General features: G+C 63.2%; 17 protein-coding genes. 10 read left to right on the forward strand and 7 right to left on the reverse strand.

The window, feature by feature from the left end:
• Nucleotides 1-160: 160 nt before the first annotated feature.
• The gene (locus NKI85_RS18460; protein WP_352529962.1) at nt 161-652 is read left to right on the forward strand and encodes an FxsA family protein; all 492 of its coding nucleotides are present in this window, start codon (nt 161-163) and stop codon (nt 650-652) included.
• A 120-nt stretch (nt 653-772) separates the two neighbouring features.
• Nucleotides 773-1276, forward strand: a complete 504-nt coding sequence (gene secB / locus NKI85_RS18465; RefSeq protein WP_352529960.1) for a protein-export chaperone SecB — start codon at nt 773-775, stop codon at nt 1274-1276.
• Between the two features lie 87 nt (nt 1277-1363).
• Here the strand turns inward: secB and dnaQ are convergent, their stop codons facing one another.
• The 5 genes from dnaQ to NKI85_RS18490 form a co-directional block, all read right to left on the reverse strand.
• Complete coding sequence (gene dnaQ, locus NKI85_RS18470) at nt 1364-2068, reverse strand: DNA polymerase III subunit epsilon (RefSeq protein ID WP_352777352.1); 705 nt, start codon at nt 2066-2068, stop codon at nt 1364-1366.
• Between the two features lie 85 nt (nt 2069-2153).
• Nucleotides 2154-2756, reverse strand: coding sequence for a dephospho-CoA kinase (gene coaE, locus NKI85_RS18475; RefSeq protein ID WP_352777354.1), 603 nt, complete (start codon nt 2754-2756; stop codon nt 2154-2156).
• Nucleotides 2753-3595: a shikimate dehydrogenase gene (locus tag NKI85_RS18480; protein WP_352777356.1), complete on the reverse strand. Its 843-nt coding sequence runs from the start codon at nt 3593-3595 to the stop codon at nt 2753-2755. Before NKI85_RS18480 ends, coaE begins: the two co-directional genes overlap by 4 nt.
• Entirely contained in the window at nt 3588-4187 is a 600-nt protein-coding gene (locus NKI85_RS18485) for a Maf-like protein (protein ID WP_352529952.1), read from the reverse strand. Before NKI85_RS18485 ends, NKI85_RS18480 begins: the two co-directional genes overlap by 8 nt.
• A 169-nt stretch (nt 4188-4356) precedes the next feature.
• Nucleotides 4357-5175, reverse strand: coding sequence for a pyruvate, water dikinase regulatory protein (locus NKI85_RS18490; protein ID WP_352529950.1), 819 nt, complete (start codon nt 5173-5175; stop codon nt 4357-4359).
• Nucleotides 5176-5576: 401 nt separating this feature from the next.
• Between NKI85_RS18490 and hemE the strand changes: the two genes are divergently transcribed.
• From hemE to rho, 3 genes are all read left to right on the forward strand, one after another.
• On the forward strand, nt 5577-6605 hold the full coding sequence (gene hemE, locus NKI85_RS18495) for a uroporphyrinogen decarboxylase (protein ID WP_352777359.1): 1029 nt from the start codon (nt 5577-5579) through the stop codon (nt 6603-6605).
• A 2-nt stretch (nt 6606-6607) separates the two neighbouring features.
• Entirely contained in the window at nt 6608-7156 is a 549-nt protein-coding gene (gene hemJ / locus NKI85_RS18500) for a protoporphyrinogen oxidase HemJ (protein WP_352777379.1), read from the forward strand.
• Nucleotides 7157-7321: 165 nt separating this feature from the next.
• On the forward strand, nt 7322-8587 hold the full coding sequence (rho, locus tag NKI85_RS18505; RefSeq protein ID WP_292407921.1) for a transcription termination factor Rho: 1266 nt from the start codon (nt 7322-7324) through the stop codon (nt 8585-8587).
• Nucleotides 8588-8771: 184 nt separating this feature from the next.
• Here rho and NKI85_RS18510 read toward each other — a convergent pair whose 3' ends face one another.
• Nucleotides 8772-10790 carry a thioredoxin domain-containing protein gene (locus tag NKI85_RS18510; protein ID WP_352777361.1) on the reverse strand — a complete coding sequence of 673 codons (2019 nt, stop codon included), beginning with the start codon at nt 10788-10790 and terminating at the stop codon, nt 8772-8774.
• Between the two features lie 60 nt (nt 10791-10850).
• Here NKI85_RS18510 and mnmE point away from each other — a divergent pair, with 60 nt between their 5' ends.
• From mnmE to NKI85_RS18535, 5 genes are all read left to right on the forward strand, one after another.
• A complete protein-coding gene (gene mnmE / locus NKI85_RS18515; RefSeq protein WP_352777363.1) occupies nt 10851-12179 on the forward strand; it encodes a tRNA uridine-5-carboxymethylaminomethyl(34) synthesis GTPase MnmE in 1329 nt (442 codons plus the stop codon).
• A 380-nt stretch (nt 12180-12559) separates the two neighbouring features.
• Nucleotides 12560-14434: a tRNA uridine-5-carboxymethylaminomethyl(34) synthesis enzyme MnmG gene (gene mnmG, locus NKI85_RS18520; protein ID WP_352777365.1), complete on the forward strand. Its 1875-nt coding sequence runs from the start codon at nt 12560-12562 to the stop codon at nt 14432-14434.
• The gene (gene rsmG / locus NKI85_RS18525) at nt 14431-15072 is read left to right on the forward strand and encodes a 16S rRNA (guanine(527)-N(7))-methyltransferase RsmG (protein ID WP_352529940.1); all 642 of its coding nucleotides are present in this window, start codon (nt 14431-14433) and stop codon (nt 15070-15072) included. The genes mnmG and rsmG overlap by 4 nt, the downstream gene beginning before the upstream one ends.
• 35 nt (nt 15073-15107) lie before the next feature.
• The gene (locus NKI85_RS18530; RefSeq protein ID WP_352777381.1) at nt 15108-15908 is read left to right on the forward strand and encodes a ParA family protein; all 801 of its coding nucleotides are present in this window, start codon (nt 15108-15110) and stop codon (nt 15906-15908) included.
• A gap of 50 nt (nt 15909-15958) precedes the next feature.
• Nucleotides 15959-16840, forward strand: coding sequence for a ParB/RepB/Spo0J family partition protein (locus NKI85_RS18535; protein ID WP_352529938.1), 882 nt, complete (start codon nt 15959-15961; stop codon nt 16838-16840).
• A 277-nt stretch (nt 16841-17117) separates the two neighbouring features.
• Here the strand turns inward: NKI85_RS18535 and holA are convergent, their stop codons facing one another.
• On the reverse strand, nt 17118-18164 hold the full coding sequence (gene holA / locus NKI85_RS18540) for a DNA polymerase III subunit delta (RefSeq protein ID WP_352777369.1): 1047 nt from the start codon (nt 18162-18164) through the stop codon (nt 17118-17120).
• Between the last annotated feature and the right edge of the window lie 253 nt (nt 18165-18417).

An 18417-nucleotide genomic window follows, 5' to 3' on the forward strand; every position in this document is an offset into this window, starting at 1 on the left:
GGCCAAGCAAGGGCCGCGATCACATAGCGTTCAGTATCCAAAGCATATAGAACGCATGCCGCAATCATTCAAATCAAAGGCAGCCATACCTATCTAACAGCTCTGGTGCCAGCGGCGATTGCTCGCCGGCCGGCAAAACATCGAAACGATCGGTCAAGATTTGCGTATTTCGCTGCTTCCCCTGTTCATTCTCGCGCTTCCGCTGCTGGAGATAGCCGGTTTCGTCATTGTCGGCCGCCAGGTCGGCGCGCTGGCGACGGTCGGTCTGGTGTTGGCCTCGAGCGTGGCCGGCGCCCTGCTGCTGCGGCACCAGGGTTTTGGCGTCATGGCCAGGGTCCGTGCCGAAATGGATGCCGGCCGTGATCCGAGCCGCCAGCTTGCGCATGGCGCCATGATCGTGCTGGCCGCGATCCTTTTGATCATCCCCGGCTTCATCTCGGATATTTTCGGCATTCTGCTGTTCCTGCCGCCGGTACGCGATCTTGCCTGGCGGATGCTGAAAGGCCGCATCGTGCTGGCCACCGATTTCGGCGGCGGTTTGCGGGCAAAGCAACGCGGCAAGACCATCGATCTCGACGACGGCGACTATTCGCGCGGCGACGACCATGCGCGCGGACCGGACTCTCCCTGGCGCCGCCTCAAGGACGAGTAGCCGCAAGGCAACCGGCAAAGCCCGCCCTTTGCAAACTTGTCTTGTCGTGCCGGCCATGATAGCGAACGCCCGAATTTCAATCCGGTCAGCAACGCTGCCCAGGCAAAAGGATCACAGCTTATGGCCAGCAAAGACGACGCGCCGACCGGCGCGGCCAACGGTAATGGAAATGCGGCGCAGCCTTCGCTCAACGTGCTCGCGCAATATGTGAAGGACCTGTCCTTCGAAAGCCCCGGCGCACCGAACTCGTTGCGCGGCCGCGACAAGGCTCCCGGCATCGCCATCAACGTCAACGTCAACGCCAACCCGCTTTCGGACAAGCAGTTCGACGTCAATTTGACGCTGAACGCCAAGGCGTCGTTCGACCAGGAAGTGCTGTTCAACGTCGAGCTGGTCTATGGCGGCGTCTTCGCCATCAGCGGCTTCCCGCAGGAGCACATGCTGCCGATCCTGTTCATCGAATGCCCGCGGCTGTTGTTCCCGTTCGCCAGGCAGATCATTGCCGAGGCGACGCGCAATGGTGGCTTCCCGCCGCTGATGCTCGACCCGATCGATTTCGCGCAGATGTTCCAGCAGAAGCTGGCCGAGGACCAGGCCGCCGCCGGCAAGGTCAAGGCGAGCTGAACCTGCTATTGTGAAGTTCTGAAAAACCCGGCCTCGCGCCGGGTTTTTGTTTGAGGCGCCGGCGGCATTCGGTGCCGCGCTGCGCTCTCAATTTCCAGCAACCCTCAACCAAAGCGCCTTTTCGCCGAGGCTGCCGACGAGGCCCGCGTGTGCTGCGCGCTCGGAATCGGTCAGGCGCGGCGGCAAGGCGATCGGTCTGACGCCGATCGAAATGTCGATATCGTCGACATTCTGCCTTCCACCCGCCGGCGTCATGATGCTGTCGAGGATGAGGCTAGCCTGCTTGCCGCCGATGAGCTCGATATAGACCTCGGCCAGCAATTCCGAATCGAGCAACGCGCCGTGCTTGGTGCGACGGCCGTTGTCGATGCCGTAGCGGCGGCAGAGCGCGTCGAGCGAATTGGGACCCATCGGATGCTTGCGGCGCGCCAGCGCCAGCGTGTCGATGATCCGTCCGGGATCGATGACCGGATGGCCAAGCCGGCCGAATTCGAGATTGAGGAAGCCGATGTCGAAGCCGGCATTATGGGCGACCAGCTTGGCGCCGTCGATGAAGGCCAGAAAATCCTCGGCGATCTCCATGAAAGTCGGCTTGTCGATGAGATCGGCGGCGCTGATGCCGTGCACGGCCTGCGCCTCGTGATGGATCGGGCGGCCTTGCGGGTTGATGTACTTGTGGAAGGTGCGGCCGGTCGGAAAGCGGTTGACCAGCTCGACGCCGCCAAGCTCGATGACGCGGTCCTCGCGCGTGTCGAGGCCGGTGGTTTCCGTATCGAAGATGATCTCGCGCATCGAATCGGTCCGTTGGTTCCAGCGTCATTCTAGCCGAATCACACCCGGAACAAAATGGCAACAGGTAATTTCGGCTGCAAGCCTCTTATCCAGGCCTAGCTGCCTTATCCCCGACTAGTTCGGCAATAATCGCCTTGACAGCCGCGCGCGCCGCATCGAACCCTTGGCCGGTGTCGATGACGAAATCGGCGCGTCGGCGCTTTTCGGCGTCGGGAACCTGCCTGGCCAGGATCGACGCCAGTTTCTCCTCGCTCATGCCTGGCCGCACCAGCACGCGGGCGCGCTGGATCTCAGGTCGTGCGGTGACGACCACGACCTTGTCGACGCGATCCCGGCCGCCGGTTTCGAACAGCAGCGGGATATCGAGCACGACAAGCGGCGCGCCGGCGGCACGGTTTCGAGCCAGAAAGGCATCGGCGTCGGCCCGGACCAGCGGATGGATGATCGCTTCCAGCCGTTTCAGCGCGGCGGCGTCACCGAGCACCCGCTCGGCCAGCTTTGTGCGATCGACCGCACCGGATCTGGTGGTTCCGGGAAAGGCCAACTCGACCAAGGGCGCGGCCTTGCCGGCATAAAGGCGATGCACCGCTTCGTCGGAATCATGGACCGGCACGCCGGCCTCGGCAAACATCTTGGCCGTGGTCGACTTGCCCATGCCGATCGATCCGGTGAGACCAAGCACGATCATTTTATTGCGCCGATATCGGCAATGATCATTTGCCGCAGTTCGGCGGTGACCTGCGGCCTGGTGCCGAACCAGCGCTCGAAGCCGGGCACCGCCTGATGCAGCAGCATGCCGAGCCCGTCGACGGTCTTCAATCCGCGCGCTTTGGCTGCGGCAAGCAGCGGCGTCTCCAGCGGCACATAGACAATGTCGGTGACGATGGCGCGGTCGGGCAGTTTGCCCGGATCGCCGGGCAGGCCTTCATTGCCATGCATACCGAGTGCCGTGGTGTTGACCAGCAGGCCGGCATCCTTGAGCAATTCGCCGGTCGCCGCGATGTTGTGGGCGGAGACGCCGGCGACGAAGCGCCGGCGCAACCCCTGCGCCCTCGCGAGCGTCCGGTTGGCGATGCGGATATCGCTGACGCCGCGCTGCTTGAGCGCATGGACGACGGCGCGAGCGGCGCCGCCGGCGCCGAGCACCACGGCCGGGCCGTTGGCCGCCCAGCCCGGTGCATACTCGTCCAGATTGGCGGCAAAGCCATAGGCGTCGGTGTTGCCACCCCACAATTCGCCATCCTCCAACCACAGCGTGTTGACGGCACCGATTTGTTCGGCGTCGTCGTCGCGGCGCGCTGCCAATGCAAAGGCGGCCTCCTTGTGCGGGATGGTGACATTGCCGCCGCGAAAGCCACCGGCCTGCAGCGTTTGCAGGAATTCGGCAAAGGCCTCCGGCGCGACGTCAATGGCCTGATAGCTGCCGTCGATGCCGTATTTCGCCAGCCAGTAGCCGTGGATTTTCGGTGACCTGGAATGCGCAATCGGGTGGCCGGTGACAAACGCCTTTTTCGAGGCCTCAGCCATCGATCGCCCCGAGCTCGCGCAGCGTGGCCAGCACCGGCAAAAGCGGCAGGCCGACAATGGTGAAATAGTCGCCTTCGATTTTTTCGAACAGCTGGATGCCCTCGCCTTCGATCTGGTAGGCGCCGACGCTGGACAGCGCCTTGGCGCCGACGCGCGCCAGATGGCGGCCGATGAAGGCCGGATCGAGCTTGCGCATGGTCAGGCTGGCGATGCCGACATGCCGCCACAGAACCGCGCCGTCGCGGGCGAGCACGACAGCGCTGTTGAGGTGATGGGTCTTGCCCGACAGCGTGAGCAGATGGCGGCGCGCGCCCTCCATGTCGGCCGGCTTGTGGAACAGCTCGTCGCCGAGCGACAGCGTCTGGTCGCAGCCGAGCACCAGGGCGCCGGGCTTGCGCTCGCTGACCTCGGTGGCCTTGGCCTCGGCAAGCACCAGGGCAACGTCCTCCGGCGACACGCCACTGTTTTGCAGCGGCGCCTCCAGCGCACGTTCGTCGACAGCCGCCGGAACCGCTTCGACCGCGATGCCGGCGTTGACAAGCAGCGCCTTGCGGAATGGACTGCCCGAGGCAAGGATGATTTTTTCAGCCATTTTTGTCGCCTGATTCCTGACCCTCACAAGGGTGAGTCGAGATTCAGGTCAGGCCGAGCCGAAAATGGTGGCTTCCGAGAACCGGAGCGGAGCGTACTTTTGGTACGTGAGCACCGGAAGCGCAGGAAGCCGCCGTTTGCAGGCCGGCATCACCTGAATATCACACGCCCTAGCGCGTCTTGCCGCGCAGGGCAACGATAGCCGCCGCGGTCTCCTCGATCGACCGGCGGCTGACGTCGATCATCGGCCAGCCATGCCGCGTGCAGATCTGGCGGGCATAGGCGAGCTCTTCGGCGATCGCGGCACGGTCGACATAGTCGGTCGGTTCGTAGGCGCTGGTGCCGAGAACGCGGTTTTGCCGGACTTGGGAAATGCGCTCGGCAGTGGCAACCAGGCCGACGATCAGCGGCCTCCTGGCGTCGACCAGGCTTTCCGGCACCGGCACGCCGAGCACGATCGGGATGTTGGCGGTCTTGATGCCGCGATTGGCGAGATAGATGCTGGTCGGCGTCTTCGAGGTGCGCGAAATGCCGACGAGCACGATGTCGGCATCATCCATATTGGCCGGCAGCTGGCCGTCATCATGCTCCATGGTGAAGTTGAGCGCATCGATGCGGCGAAAATATTCGGCGTCCAGCACATGCTGGGCGCCGACGCGGCGACCGGCCGGCGTGCCGAGATAGGACTGGAACACAGTCAGCACCGGTTCCAGCACCGAGACGCAAGGCAGGCCCATCGCCGCGCAGCGTTCGTCGATGCCACGGGCAAGCCTCTGGTCGACGACGGTGTAAAGGATGATGCCCGGCTCCTCCTCGATGTCCTCGAACACTTTTGCCACCTGCTTTTCAGTACGGATCAGCGGGTAGATATGCTCGATGGCGCGCGCATCCTTGTATTGCGCGGAAGCCGCGCGGCCGGCGGCCAGCAGCGTTTCGCCGGTGGCGTCGGAAATCAGGTGAAGGTGAAAGAAGCTCTGCGGTTTGTTCACAGGATACATTCCAGGCTGTGGGCCGATGTGGATAAGCCGGGCGGAAAACTCGGCCACCGCCAAGCGACTGTATCAGATGCCGGGTTGTCCACAATTCGATGCGCTGTCGGCTTCTCCGGGCGATTGGGGACAAGTCCGGGGACGGAGCCTTTTGCCTTCGCTTCATCCACAGGGGCAATTTCTTTGGCCTGGCGGCAACGCGTTGACTTCAGTCGGAAATTCGCGGCTTTCCACAAAGTTCTGCAATCCCGTTGGAGAAGCGCGCGACAATATGCTGGCTGGTCTTTTCGCAGGCAAAGCGGGACAGGAGACAACCACCACAACCAACAGACTCTTAGAATCATAAGATTCCTAAAAATAATATATTTAATTATAGGGAAGCCTGGAAAGGCGAGCGCTCAATGCCCCAAAACCGCATCGTGCTGGACGTGTTGAGAGGCAAGGCAGCATTTCCGCCGCCGCTCTGGATGATGCGCCAGGCTGGCCGCTATCTGCCGGAATATCGGGAGACGAGGAAACGGGCCGGATCGTTCCTCGATCTTTGCTACGATCCCGACCTTGCGGTGGAAGTGACGCTGCAGCCGATCGAACGCTTCGGCTTCGATGCATCGATCCTGTTTTCCGATATCCTTGTCGTGCCGCATGCGCTCGGCCGCGACGTACGCTTCGAGGAAGGACGCGGGCCGCTGCTGACGCCGATCTCGGCGGCGGAGATCGAGGCTCTCGACGGCGAAACGTTTCACGTGAATCTCGAACCGGTCTACGAGACGGTGCGGCGATTGCGCGCCAGACTGCCTGGGGAAACGACGCTGATCGGCTTCTGCGGAGCGCCATGGACGGTGGCGACCTACATGATCGCCGGCCATGGCACGCCCGACCAGGCGCCGGCGCGGCTTTTCGCCTATCGCGAGCCGGCGGCCTTTCTTCGGCTGCTGACGGTGCTCGCCGATCATTCGGCTGCCTATCTGATCCGGCAGATCGAGGCCGGCGCCGACATGGTGCAGATCTTTGACTCGTGGTCCGGCGTGCTCGACGAAGCGTCTTTCGAATTATTTTGCGTCCAGCCGGTGGCCGAGATCGTCAGGCAGGTCCGAGCCGTTCATCCCGACGTCCCGATCATCGGCTTTCCCAAGGGTGCAGGAGATCACTACCGGAGCTATCGCCAGAAGACCGGCGTGACGGGGCTGGGCCTCGACTGGACCGTGCCGCTGGCCGTGGCGCGGGAATTGCAGCGTGATGGCGCCGTGCAGGGCAATCTCGATCCGCTGCGGCTGGTAGCCGGCGGCAAGGCGCTTGCCGACGGCGTGGGGGCGATCCTGGAGGCGTTAGGGGGCGGACCGCTGATCTTCAACCTTGGCCACGGCATCACGCCGGAGACGCCGCTCGCGCATGTCGAGCAGATGGTGAAACTGGTGCGGAGCGCATCGTGACGATGATGGGCGCGGACGATACGAACAGCGGCGCCAATAGCGGCAAGGCGGCGATGCGTCGCGCGGCAATTGCGGTCGTCATTTTCGTCGTGCTGGCTGGGCTGCTGTTTCTCTTCGGGCCCGATGATTTCTATCCCTGGGCGAAGGCGATCCATGTGATTGCCGTCATCTCCTGGATGGCGGGCATGCTCTATCTGCCGCGCTTGCTGGTCTATCATGCCGATGCAGAAAAAAGCTCGGTTCAGTCGGAGACTTTCAAGGTGATGGAGCGTCGCCTGCTGCGCGGCATCATCAATCCGGCAATGGTGATCACCTGGGCATTCGGCCTGTGGCTTGCCTGGAAAGGCTTTGGTTTTCAGGGTGGTTGGCTGCATGCCAAGATCGCGGCGGTGCTCTGTCTTTCCGCTGTGCATGGCTATCTTGCCGGCGCGGTCCGCAAATTTGCCGAGGACCGCAATGAAAAACCGGCAAGGCACTGGCGGATGGTCAACGAAATCCCCACATTGCTGATGATCGTCATCGTTGTCCTGGTTATCGTGAAGCCATTCTGACGCCTCGACGATCCGCAAAAGGCGGCTTGCTCTTTCAGTCGACCGACGATAAAAGACGGGTCTTCCTTCCCGTCATGCGCCGCCCATTCATCGCTTCGGCCGCGCCCGGCATTTGTCGCATCCCGCCGATATTTTTCCCAAAGCTTACTCAGAGTCCGTCTAATGATGCAAGAAATGAAACTCACAGAGTTCAAGAACAAGAAACCGCCAGAGCTGATTGCTTATGCGGAATCGCTCGAAGTCGAGAATGCCAGCGTCATGCGCAAGCAGGAGCTTATGTTCGCGATCCTGAAGAGGCTGGCGACCCAGGATATCGAGATCATCGGTGACGGCGTCGTCGAGGTGCTGCAGGACGGTTTTGGTTTCCTGCGCTCTGCCAATGCCAATTATCTGCCGGGTCCGGATGATATCTATATTTCGCCGTCGCAGATCCGGCGGTTCTCGCTGAAGACCGGCGATACCGTCGAAGGCCCGATCCGCAGCCCGAAAGAAGGCGAGCGTTATTTTGCGCTGCTCAAGGTCAACACGATCAATTTCGACGACCCGGAAAAAATCCGCCACAAGATCCATTTCGACAATCTGACGCCGCTTTATCCGACGTCGCGGCTGAAGATGGAAATGGAGGTTCCGACTTCGAAGGACATTTCGGCGCGCGTCATCGACCTGGTGGCGCCGCTCGGCAAGGGCCAGCGTGCCCTGATCGTGGCGCAGCCGCGCACCGGCAAAACAGTGCTGCTGCAGAACATCGCCCACTCGATCACCACCAACCATCCGGAATGCTATCTGATCGTGCTTTTGATCGACGAGCGGCCGGAGGAGGTCACCGACATGCAGCGCTCGGTGAAGGGCGAGGTCGTCTCCTCGACCTTCGACGAGCCGGCGGTGCGGCACGTTCAAGTCGCCGAAATGGTCATCGAAAAGGCCAAGCGCCTGGTCGAGCACGGCCGTGACGTGGTCATCCTGCTGGACTCGATCACCCGCCTCGGCCGCGCCTACAACACCGTGGTGCCGTCATCCGGCAAGGTGCTGACCGGTGGTGTCGACGCCAACGCGCTGCAACGGCCGAAGCGCTTCTTCGGTGCTGCCCGCAATATCGAGGAAGGCGGCTCGCTGACCATCATCGCGACGGCGCTGATCGACACCGGCAGCCGCATGGACGAGGTCATCTTCGAAGAGTTCAAGGGCACCGGCAATTCGGAAATCGTGCTCGACCGTAAGGTGGCGGACAAGCGCATTTACCCGGCCATGGACATCCTCAAATCCGGCACCCGCAAGGAGGACCTGCTGGTCGCGCGCCAGGACCTGCAGAAGATCTTCGTGCTGCGCCGCATCCTGGCGCCGATGGGAACGACCGACGCCATCGAGTTCCTGATCGACAAGCTGAAGCAGACGAAGACCAATGCCGATTTCTTCGATTCGATGAATACGTAAGGGGTTGGCCGGCGCCGTCCTTCCCTTCTCCCCTTGTGGGAGAAGGTGGATTGGCGCGCAGCGCCAAGCCGGTTGAGGGGTGCCGGACGGAACTCCGTCGGCGCCAAGCTGGAACACCCCTCATCCGACCGAGCTTCGCTCGGCCACCTTCTCCCACAAGGGGAGAAGGGGAGCCACGTTGGACTCATTGCCGGTGCAACAGCCGCTCAAGCTCCTCGGCACTAGTCACCACCGGCAGGCAGACCTGCCCCGTGCAGAGCCAAGCGCCTGGCTTATCGGTTGGAGGCAGGACACCGCCCGGCAGAGCGGGCAGGTTGGTCGCCGCGCCGACCGGTACGACTATGTCGACACGGCGCGGATCCGGGTTTCGATTCGCTACCGGAACGAGCTGCGGATTGGCCAGATCATCCACGATCACCAGTTTCAGCGGCTCGAGCGCCAGGGCACAGGCATTGACGATTCCCGCCTGGCCGTAAGGCTGATGCTCCGCCCGCCCGGCTGCGTGCTCGGCGACTGTCCAGGCTTTTTCCCAGAGATCGAGATCGCCGGAAAGCGAGGACAATCGGACCATGGCTTCGATGATCTGGCCGGTGGCTGAGGGAATGGCTTCGTCGACATCGCCCCTGATGCGGATAGGCACATCCGTGCTGTCCGATGCGGTCAGATAATAGCCGGTCTTGTCGCTGTCCTGATGCCAGAGGTCGAGCTGTTCGAGGAATTGACTGGCCCGATCGGCATAGCTGGAACGGCCGGTCGCCTCGAATAACGAGACCGCCGCATTGGCCATGGCGGCATAGTCGCTCGACAGAGCCGGAAACAGCTTCTTTGCGCCGAGCATCGAATGCGGCAGGCGGTTGTCACGTCCGGCACCCGCAATGGCGGCAAAGGCCGCTTCCGCCGCTTCGATCAAGTCGGCACGGCCAAGCGACCGTCCCGCCTCGGCAAGGGCTGCAATCATCAGGCCGTTCCAATCGGTCAAGGCCTTGCCGTCACGGCCCGGCCGGATGCGCTGTTCTCTTGCCGCCAGCAATTTTTCCTTCAGCGGAACGAGCTGCTCGCGGTGAGCCACGTTTTGGGGCTGCTGGGTTTCGGTCCGGTGGATGATCGGCTTGCCTTCCCACCCATGCGGGCTGGAAAGCGTGAAGTGCTTGAAAAACAAGGAGGATTTGTCACCGAGAGCGGCTTCTATCTCATCCCTGGTCCAGGTGTAGAAGAGCCCCTCCTCGCCTTGGCTGTCGGCATCGAGGCTGGCGGCGAATGCACCGCTCTCGACGCGCATTTCGCGCAACAGCCAGGTGACGGTCTCTTCGATTCGCAACCGGAACAATTCATTGTCGGTCGCCGCATAGGCCCAATTGCACAGGCGGACGAGCTGGGCATTGTCGTAGAGCATCTTTTCGAAATGCGGCACCAGCCATTCGGCGTCGGTCGAGTAGCGGCTGAGGCCGCCGCCTATGTGGTCGTAGATGCCTCCGGCCAGCATCTTTTCGAGGCTGAGGAGGACGGCGTCGCGGTGCGATGCGGTGCCGTCGCGCAGCCAGGACAGCCAGAGGCTCTGCATGAACGGCGCGTTGGGGAATTTGGGCGCGCCGCGCAGGCCGCCCAAATCCCTGTCGATCATGCCGTCAATGCCGTTGGCGAGCTTCGTCAGCGTGTCGCGGTCGAGCACGGCCTTGCGATGTATGCTCGCCAGCCGCGCCTCGACATGCGCGGTCAAGCCATCGGCGCTTTGCCCAACGCCCTGTCTTTTCTCTCGCCACGCCTTGTCGACCGCCTCCAGCACCTGGACAAAGCCCGGGCGGCCGTAACGGGCTTCGCGTGGAAAATAGGTGCCGCCCCAGAACGGCTTGCCATCCGGGGTCAGGAACATGGTCAGCGGCCAGCCGCCCTGCTCACCCATAGAGGACAGCGCCGCCATGTAGATCTGGTCGATGTCAGGGCGCTCCTCGCGGTCGACCTTGATATTGACGAACAGACGGTTCATGACGGCGGCGACGTCGTCGTTCTCGAAGCTCTCATGCGCCATGACGTGGCACCAGTGGCAAGCGGCGTAGCCGACAGAGAGCAGGATCGGACGCTCCAGCGCCTTTGCTTCGGCCAGAGCGGCGGGCGACCATGGCCGCCAGTGCACCGGATTGCCGCTGTGCTGCTGCAAATAGGGACTGGCCTCTTCGGCAAGCAGGTTTTGTGCAGGCAATGTCACGGCGCAACTCGATGGGCGGATTGAACAGGCATAGCTAGGGCGCTTCGGCAGAGCGGGCAAATGATTTCAAAAGACTCCATCGTAGCGCTGTCGAGCGGGCGCCTGCCGGCCGGCATTGCAGTGATCCGGATTTCGGGGCCGCAGAGTCGATTCGCAGTCGAAACGATCGCCGGGTCGATGGTGCCGAACCGCGTCGCCACCTATCGCAAGTTCCGCGCGCCGGACGGATCGGTGCTGGACAGCGGCCTCGTCGTGTTCTTTGCCGGTCCCGACAGCTTCACCGGCGAAGACATTGCCGAGTTCCATGTGCATGGCGGACGCGCCGTCGTCGGGAAGATGCTGGAGACGATGGCCGGCTTCGATGGCGTCCGGCATGCTGAGCCGGGCGAATTCACCCGCCGCGCTTTTCTCAACGGCAAGCTCGACCTGGTCGAAACCGAGGCGCTGGCCGATCTCATCAACGCCGAAACCGAGGCGCAACGGCGCTTTGCCGTGCACAACGCCGAAGGTGTGCAGAGTGAGCTCTATCTGGGCTGGCGGCGGCGGCTGATCCATGCCCGCGCGATGGTCGAGGCCGAGATCGATTTTGCCGATGAGGACGACGTGCCCGGTTCGGTCGCCGATACGGTGTGGTCGGATGTTCAGGCCATGATCACCGAGATCGAGCGTCACGTCGAGGGGTTCCGTGCCGCCGAAATCATCCGCGACGGGTTCGAAGTCGTCATCCTCGGCGCACCGAATGCCGGCAAGTCGAGCCTGTTCAACGCTTTGGCGCGGCGTGAGGCGGCGATCGTCACCGACGAGCCGGGAACGACGCGCGATCTGCTCGAAGTGGTGCTGGACCTTGAAGGGGTGCGGGTCAGGGTAACCGATACTGCCGGTCTGCGCGAGGCGCCTGGCAAGATCGAGGCCATCGGCATTGAGAAGGCCAAGGCCAAGGCGCATAGCGCCGACTTGTTGCTGGTCTTGGAGGACATGGTCACCCCCTTCGCAATCGGCGCGCCGCCGGCTGATATTCCGATATTGAGGGTCGGAACCAAGGTGGATTTGCTGGGAGACAAGTCACTCTCGCCTGCCGGGCAATATGACATCGCTATCTCAACGCGAGACGGCACAGGCGTGACGGAACTGCTGGGCGAGATCGGGCGTCGCGCCGCGGCGCAGATCGGCCAGGCCGGCGATGTCCTGCCGTCGCGCCTGCGTCATGTCGAGCTTCTTAACGAAACGAAGCGCTTCCTGCTGGCGGCCCTGACGGCGGACGAGCGCGGGCAGGAGCTGCGGGCCGAGGAACTGCGCCTGGCGGCGGACCGGCTCGGACGAATCGTCGGCGCCGTCGATGTCGAGGACATGCTCGACGTGATCTTCTCGCAGTTCTGTATCGGGAAATGACTCACGTGAAACATTGCAAGGCTGGCCGGCTTTGGATGATTCACGTGAAACGTTGAGCGTTGACGGCAGGAGGAGACCGGCCCGGTCAATCTCGAACTTTGGGATTGGAGCAGGCCGTCACGGCTTCGTCATCCCAGGGTCTTCGCGACGTCGCTTCGCTCCTGCTCCGCCCTGGGATGAGGAAGCGGGGATGCTTTGGCCAATCTCGAAGGCTTCGCGATGCTCAGCTGAGGGAGCGATGAACTCTGGTTGCCATCCCGCCAAATCACGGTGCCACCGCACCGATTGCATTGTTTCACGTGAAACGATTCGTCGTGCGTCCTTGACAGCACCGGCTCTCGGGGACATGTGTCGACCACTTTTGAGTCTGGAACACTAAAATGACCGATCACTACGATGTGGTTGTGGTAGGCGGCGGCCATGCTGGTTGCGAGGCGGCCAGCGCTGCCGCGCGCGCCGGTGCGAACACGGCTTTGGTGACGCTGCGCTTCGACACGATCGGTGTGATGTCCTGCAATCCGGCGATCGGCGGCCTCGGCAAAGGCCACCTGGTTCGCGAAATCGACGCCATGGACGGACTGATGGGCCGCGTCGCCGATGCGGCCGGTATCCAGTTCCGTTTGCTCAACCGCCGCAAAGGGCCTGCCGTGCGCGGTCCTCGAACGCAAGCTGACAGAAAGCTCTACCGGCTCGCGATGCAGGCGGCAATTCGCCAGCAGGCCGGCCTCGATGTCATCGAAGGCGAGGTGCTGGACTTCGAAATCAACGACGGGCGCATCGCGGCGGTGCTGCTGGCGGATGGAGGCAGGCTCGCCTGCGGTGCCGCGGTGCTAACGACCGGCACCTTTCTGCGCGGGCTGATCCATATCGGCGAGAAGAAGATCGTCGCCGGCCGCATGAATGAGCAGGCGAGTATTGGCCTGTCGGCGACGATGAGCCGCGCCGGCTTCAAGCTCGGACGGCTGAAGACCGGCACACCGCCGCGGCTGGACGGCCGGACGATCGACTGGGCGTCGCTCGAGAGCCAGGCGGCGGACGAGGATCCCGTGCCGTTCTCGCTGCTCACCGACCGTATCGAAAACCCGCAGATCCATTGCGGGATTACGCGCACGACCAATGCCACGCATGAGCTGATTCGTGCCAATCTCGGCCGCTCGGCTATGTATTCCGGGTCAATCGCAGGTGTCGGGCCGCGTTATTGCCCGTCGATCGAAGACAAGATCGTCAAGTTCGGCGACCGCGAAGGCCACCAGATTTTTCTGGAGCCGGAAGGGCTGGACGACGACACGGTGTACCCGAACGGCATCTCGACCTCGCTGCCCGAGGACGTGCAGCTGGATATTCTGAAGACCATTCCGGGGCTGGAGCGGGCAACCATGCTGCAGCCGGGCTACGCCATCGAATATGACCATGTCGACCCACGCGAGCTTAAGCCAACGCTGGAGACAAAGCGGATCGCCGGTCTTTTCCTCGCCGGGCAGATCAACGGCACCACCGGCTACGAGGAGGCCGGCGCGCAAGGGCTGCTCGCCGGCCTCAACGCCGCGCGCAAGGCCTCGGCGAGCGATGAAATCGTGCTCAGCCGCACCGAAGCCTATATTGGGGTGATGGTCGACGACCTGACCAGCCGCGGCATTGCCGAACCCTACCGCATGTTCACCTCGCGCGCCGAGTTCCGGCTGTCGTTGCGGGCGGATAATGCCGACGAGCGGCTGACGCCTCTGGCCATGAGACTGGGGATCGCCTCGCCGGAGCGAATGCAGCGGTTCAACAATGTCGTGCAAAACCTTGAGAAAGCGCGACAGCTCGCCCTCAGCACCACGATGACTCCCAATGAGGCGGCGCGCCATGGCCTTGAGATCAACCGAGACGGGGTGCGGCGTTCGGCCTATGAGTTGCTGGCCTATCCCGGTGTCGACATCGCCTGGCTGGCGCGCATCGAACCTGCTTTTGGCGCGATCGACGCTAAAACGGCCGAACGTCTTGAAACGGAAGCGAAATATTCCGTCTATCTCGACCGCCAGCAGGCGGACGTCACGCAGATCAGGCATGAGGAGAGCAGGCTTATACCCGAATCGCTCGACTTTGCCTCTGTTCCCGGCCTGTCCAATGAATTGAAGCAGAAGATGCTGGCACGCCAGCCACGCTCCATTGCCGATGCGCAACGCATGGAAGGCATGACGCCGGCGGCGCTGGCGATCATTGTCGCACATGTGCGCAACGCCGAGGCGGCAGCGCGAAGGGATGTTGCGTGAGCGCTGCGTCCTGGGCGAGCCTGCTAGAGGCAGCGGGCCCGGTTTCACGTGAAACATTCGATCGTCTGGTCGAGTTCGAGACCGTCTTCCAGAAATGGAATCGGCGGATCAATCTGGCCGCGCAATCGACGCAGGACGATGTCTGGCGCCGCCACATCCTCGACAGCGCGCAGCTGGCGCGAATCAAACCAGACGCGAAACGCTGGGTCGATCTGGGCTCCGGCGGCGGTTTTCCCGGCCTTGTGCTGGCCTTTCTGCTAGCTGAGCGCGAACGAGCCAGCATCGATCTGGTTGAAAGCAACCGGAAAAAAGCATCGTTCCTGCAAGCGGTCGTCGGACAGTTCAACCTGCCTGCCAAGGTCATCGCGCGCCGCATCGATGACAGCTACAGGCTTGTTTCGGCACCACAAATCGTCACGGCCAGGGCGTTGGCGTCGCTGCCGGCCTTGCTCGACTTGGCGGCGCCGTGGCTGACGAAGGGTTCGCGCGGCCTGTTTCACAAAGGCCGGGATTACCGCGCCGAAGTGGCAGAAAGCGCTCAACGATGGTCGTTCGATCTGGTAGAACATGCCAGTGTAACCGACGCGCAGGGCGTCATTCTCGAAGTGTCTGACTTGCGGCAGCACCCTGGCTTGTGACCGGCGACCCCCGAATGAATTTCTGGCATAAACCCATGATGAAGAACGGCCCCCGCATAATCACCGTCGCCAACCAGAAGGGCGGCGTCGGCAAGACGACGACCGCCATCAATCTGGCCACCGCGCTGGCCGCCATAGGCGAACAGGTGCTGATCGTCGATCTCGACCCGCAGGGCAACGCCAGCACCGGGCTTGGCATCGACCGGCGGGACCGCACCGTCTCGTCCTATGACGTGCTGACCGGCGAACTCGACCTCGAAGCGGCGGCAATTCCGACGGCGGTGCCCGGCCTGTCGATCGTGCCGTCGACGCTCGACCTGCTCGGCATCGAGATGGAGATCGCATCGGCGCCGGACCGGGTGCTGCGGCTGCGTAATGCGCTGCGGGCTTCGGCCGAGCGCTCGGCCAATTTCGGCTATGTGCTGATCGATTGCCCGCCCTCGCTCAATCTGCTGACGCTGAATTCGATGGCCGCGGCGGATTCGGTGCTGGTGCCGCTGCAGTGTGAATTCTTCGCGCTGGAGGGCCTGAGCCAGCTTTTGGAGACGGTGGAGCAGGTGCGCCGCTCGATCAACCCCGGCCTGACGATCCAGGGCATCGTGCTGACCATGTTCGACGGGCGCAACAATCTCGCCAACCAGGTGGTGCAGGATGTACGGGCACATATGGGCGACAAGGTCTATGAAACCGTCATCCCGCGCAATGTCCGCGTTTCCGAGGCGCCGTCCTATGGCAAGCCGGCGATTCTCTACGACCTCAAATGCTCGGGCAGCCAGGCCTATCTGCAGCTTGCGTCGGAAGTGATCCGCCGCGAGCGCAAGTTGCGTGCTGCCTAACAGTTGTAAACAATAAAGCCGATTCGACACCGAAACGATCTGGACGGACGATGAACGAAGATCCTTCGAGAAAAAGACTGGGACGGGGACTGGCGGCATTAATCGGCGAAATCGATCGCCCGGCCGCACCGGAAAAGCCGGGCCTGGCAGCCGACGGCAAGGTGCCGATCGAGTTTCTCAGCCCAAATCCGAAAAACCCGCGCCGGCATTTTGGCGACGCCGACCTGACCGATCTCGCCCAGTCGATCCGTGAGCACGGCGTGGTGCAGCCGGTGGTGGCGCGGCCGTCGAAAACCCAACCGGGCCGCTACGAGATCATCGCCGGCGAGCGTCGTTGGCGTGCGGCGCAACGCGCCGGCCTGACCGAGATCCCGATCATCGTGCGCGACGTCAACGATCGCACGGCGCTCGAGCTGGCGATCATCGAAAACGTCCAACGCACCGACCTCAACCCGGTCGAAGAGGCACTCGGCTACCAGCAGCTGATCGACGATCACGGCTACACCCAGGCCGATCTCGGCCAGGTGATCGGCAAGAGCCGCAGCCATGTCGCCAATACGCTGAGGCTGCTCAAGCTGCCCGACGTCATTCGCGACATGCTGGTCGATGGCGCCCTGTCGGCCGGCCACGCCCGCACCCTGGTGACGGCCGACGACCCGGCGGGGCTCGCCAAGCGGATCGTCGACGAAGGGCTTTCGGTGCGCCAGGCCGAAGCGCTGGCGCAGATGCCGGTCGGCACTCCGGCAGCTAAGCGACAGCCCGCAGCACCGCCGCAAAAGGATGCCGACACGCTGGCGCTGGAGAAGCTGATGACCAACACGATCGGTATGATCGTGACGATCGAGCACAACCAGCGCGGCGGCGTGATTAGCGTCGCCTACCGGACATTGGAGCAGCTCGATGAACTTTGCCGGCGGCTGAAGCGAGAGTAGGTAGGTTGCTAAAATGCCAAGGGCTTTTAGCCGGCAAATAAAGTTTGGGCTTAAGATCGGCAGTTCCGTCTTTTAATAGGAGAAGGGCCGCGCCGGTGATTGGCGAAATCGTCGAAGCGGTTAATCTCCCCCCTTGAGGGGGAGATGGCCGGCAGGCCAGAAGGGGTCGTCTCACATCAAGCGCCGGCGCCTTGCGGAAGCGAAGAAGATGTCGGCGTTCCACGCGCTGCGACCCCCTCTGTCGCCTTCGGCGACATCTCCCCCTTGACGGGGGAGATCAGTTGCGCTGCGCCAGCCTGTTGCTCTCCACGGCAATGCCGAGCAGTGCCTGCCGCGCCAGCGCTACCGACAAATCCGGTCGCCGGCGCGTCTGCAGGACAGCCGTCTGCAATCGGGTCAAAGCACGGCCAAGGGCCTCGCTGCTCCAGCGTTCGAGTGCTTTCTCGACCAGCTTTCGTCTGGAGAAGAAGACCGGCGGGCGCGCCGCGGCAACGACCGCCGCCGCATTGCGGCCGCCGGCGTCCATCAGGCCGCGCATGGCCTGAATCGTCTGCAACTGCCGCATCGCCGAGGACAGCACCAGAAAAGGCTGGCCGCCGGACTGGCAATGGCGGGTGAAGGCGGTGTCGAAGTCGGCGATCCTGCCTTCGAGCAGGGCGTCGACCGCCGCATCGAAGGACAGGCCGGAGACATCGCCAGACGTCGCCTTGACGTCGTCGAGGCCGATTTCGGTCTGGCCATGCGCATAAAGCACCAGCTTTTCGATCTCGCCGCGCGAGGCCAGCCGGTCGCCGCCGAGATTGCGGCGCAGCGCCTGCCGGGCCTCCAGCGTCATCGACATGCCGGCCTTGCGCAATTCGTCGTCGATGACCGTGTCGATGTCCCTGGTTTCGTCAGCATAGCACGGCAATGCCATGGCATTGTCCGCCGCTTCGACAACTGCGCGCAGGCCGACGCCCTTCTTCAGGTCGCCGGCTTCAATGAGTATGATCGCGTCCCGCGCGGGCTCGGCGGTCAGCGCCTTGATATCGTCGGCAAGCGCCTTCTGGGCGCCGGCATTGCGCACCCATAGCAGGCGCCGCTCCGAAAACATCGGCACGGTGCGCGCTTCGTCGAGCAGGCGGCCCTCGTCGCGATCGACTTCCGAACCGTCCAGCCTGACCACCGAGAACGGATCGTCGAGCGGCAGGCCGGTCTTGGCGGCGAAGACCTTTGCGCGCTCGGCAACCAGCCCGCGATCGGGGCCGTAAAGCAGGACGATCGAGACGCGCGGATCCGGCCGCGCCAGCCATGAATCGACCTCGTATGCTTTCTTCTGTGCCATGGGTGCTGGTTAGCATGATGTGGGCGCCGGGTGAACGGAGGGTTGGCGGGATTGTTCCGAGACGCCGGAGGGGCAGAGGGGGGCGCAAAGGAAGGCCGGCCTCGCAAGACCTGGGTTCCTCGCCCTCGCGAAGCGGGGAGAGGTGGCCGCGCAGCGGCCGGCGGGGGGGGGTTGGGATGGGGGCGGGTACCCCAGTCTCGTATTAACAAAACCGCGCCCCCGAGCCACGCAGCAATATGGGTTGGCGGGGGGT

The sequence above is a fragment of the Mesorhizobium sp. M0571 genome (assembly GCF_040320985.1).
Taxonomy (GTDB): domain Bacteria; phylum Pseudomonadota; class Alphaproteobacteria; order Rhizobiales; family Rhizobiaceae; genus Mesorhizobium.

What these genes read in the sequence shown, in the direction of transcription:
- coaE (WP_352777354.1), bottom strand. Translation starts at nt 2,756, where the DNA reads ATGATCGTGCTTGGTCTCACCGGATCGATCGGCATGGGCAAGTCGACC.
- mnmG (WP_352777365.1), top strand. Translation starts at nt 12,560, where the DNA reads ATGACCGATCACTACGATGTGGTTGTGGTAGGCGGCGGCCATGCTGGT.
- secB (WP_352529960.1), top strand. Translation starts at nt 773, where the DNA reads ATGGCCAGCAAAGACGACGCGCCGACCGGCGCGGCCAACGGTAATGGA.
- mnmE (WP_352777363.1), top strand. Translation starts at nt 10,851, where the DNA reads ATGATTTCAAAAGACTCCATCGTAGCGCTGTCGAGCGGGCGCCTGCCG.
- hemE (WP_352777359.1), top strand. Translation starts at nt 5,577, where the DNA reads ATGCCCCAAAACCGCATCGTGCTGGACGTGTTGAGAGGCAAGGCAGCA.
- rho (WP_292407921.1), top strand. Translation starts at nt 7,322, where the DNA reads ATGCAAGAAATGAAACTCACAGAGTTCAAGAACAAGAAACCGCCAGAG.
- NKI85_RS18485 (WP_352529952.1), bottom strand. Translation starts at nt 4,187, where the DNA reads ATGGCTGAAAAAATCATCCTTGCCTCGGGCAGTCCATTCCGCAAGGCG.
- NKI85_RS18535 (WP_352529938.1), top strand. Translation starts at nt 15,959, where the DNA reads ATGAACGAAGATCCTTCGAGAAAAAGACTGGGACGGGGACTGGCGGCA.
- holA (WP_352777369.1), bottom strand. Translation starts at nt 18,164, where the DNA reads ATGGCACAGAAGAAAGCATACGAGGTCGATTCATGGCTGGCGCGGCCG.
- dnaQ (WP_352777352.1), bottom strand. Translation starts at nt 2,068, where the DNA reads ATGCGCGAGATCATCTTCGATACGGAAACCACCGGCCTCGACACGCGC.
- NKI85_RS18480 (WP_352777356.1), bottom strand. Translation starts at nt 3,595, where the DNA reads ATGGCTGAGGCCTCGAAAAAGGCGTTTGTCACCGGCCACCCGATTGCG.
- hemJ (WP_352777379.1), top strand. Translation starts at nt 6,608, where the DNA reads ATGATGGGCGCGGACGATACGAACAGCGGCGCCAATAGCGGCAAGGCG.
- NKI85_RS18530 (WP_352777381.1), top strand. Translation starts at nt 15,108, where the DNA reads ATGATGAAGAACGGCCCCCGCATAATCACCGTCGCCAACCAGAAGGGC.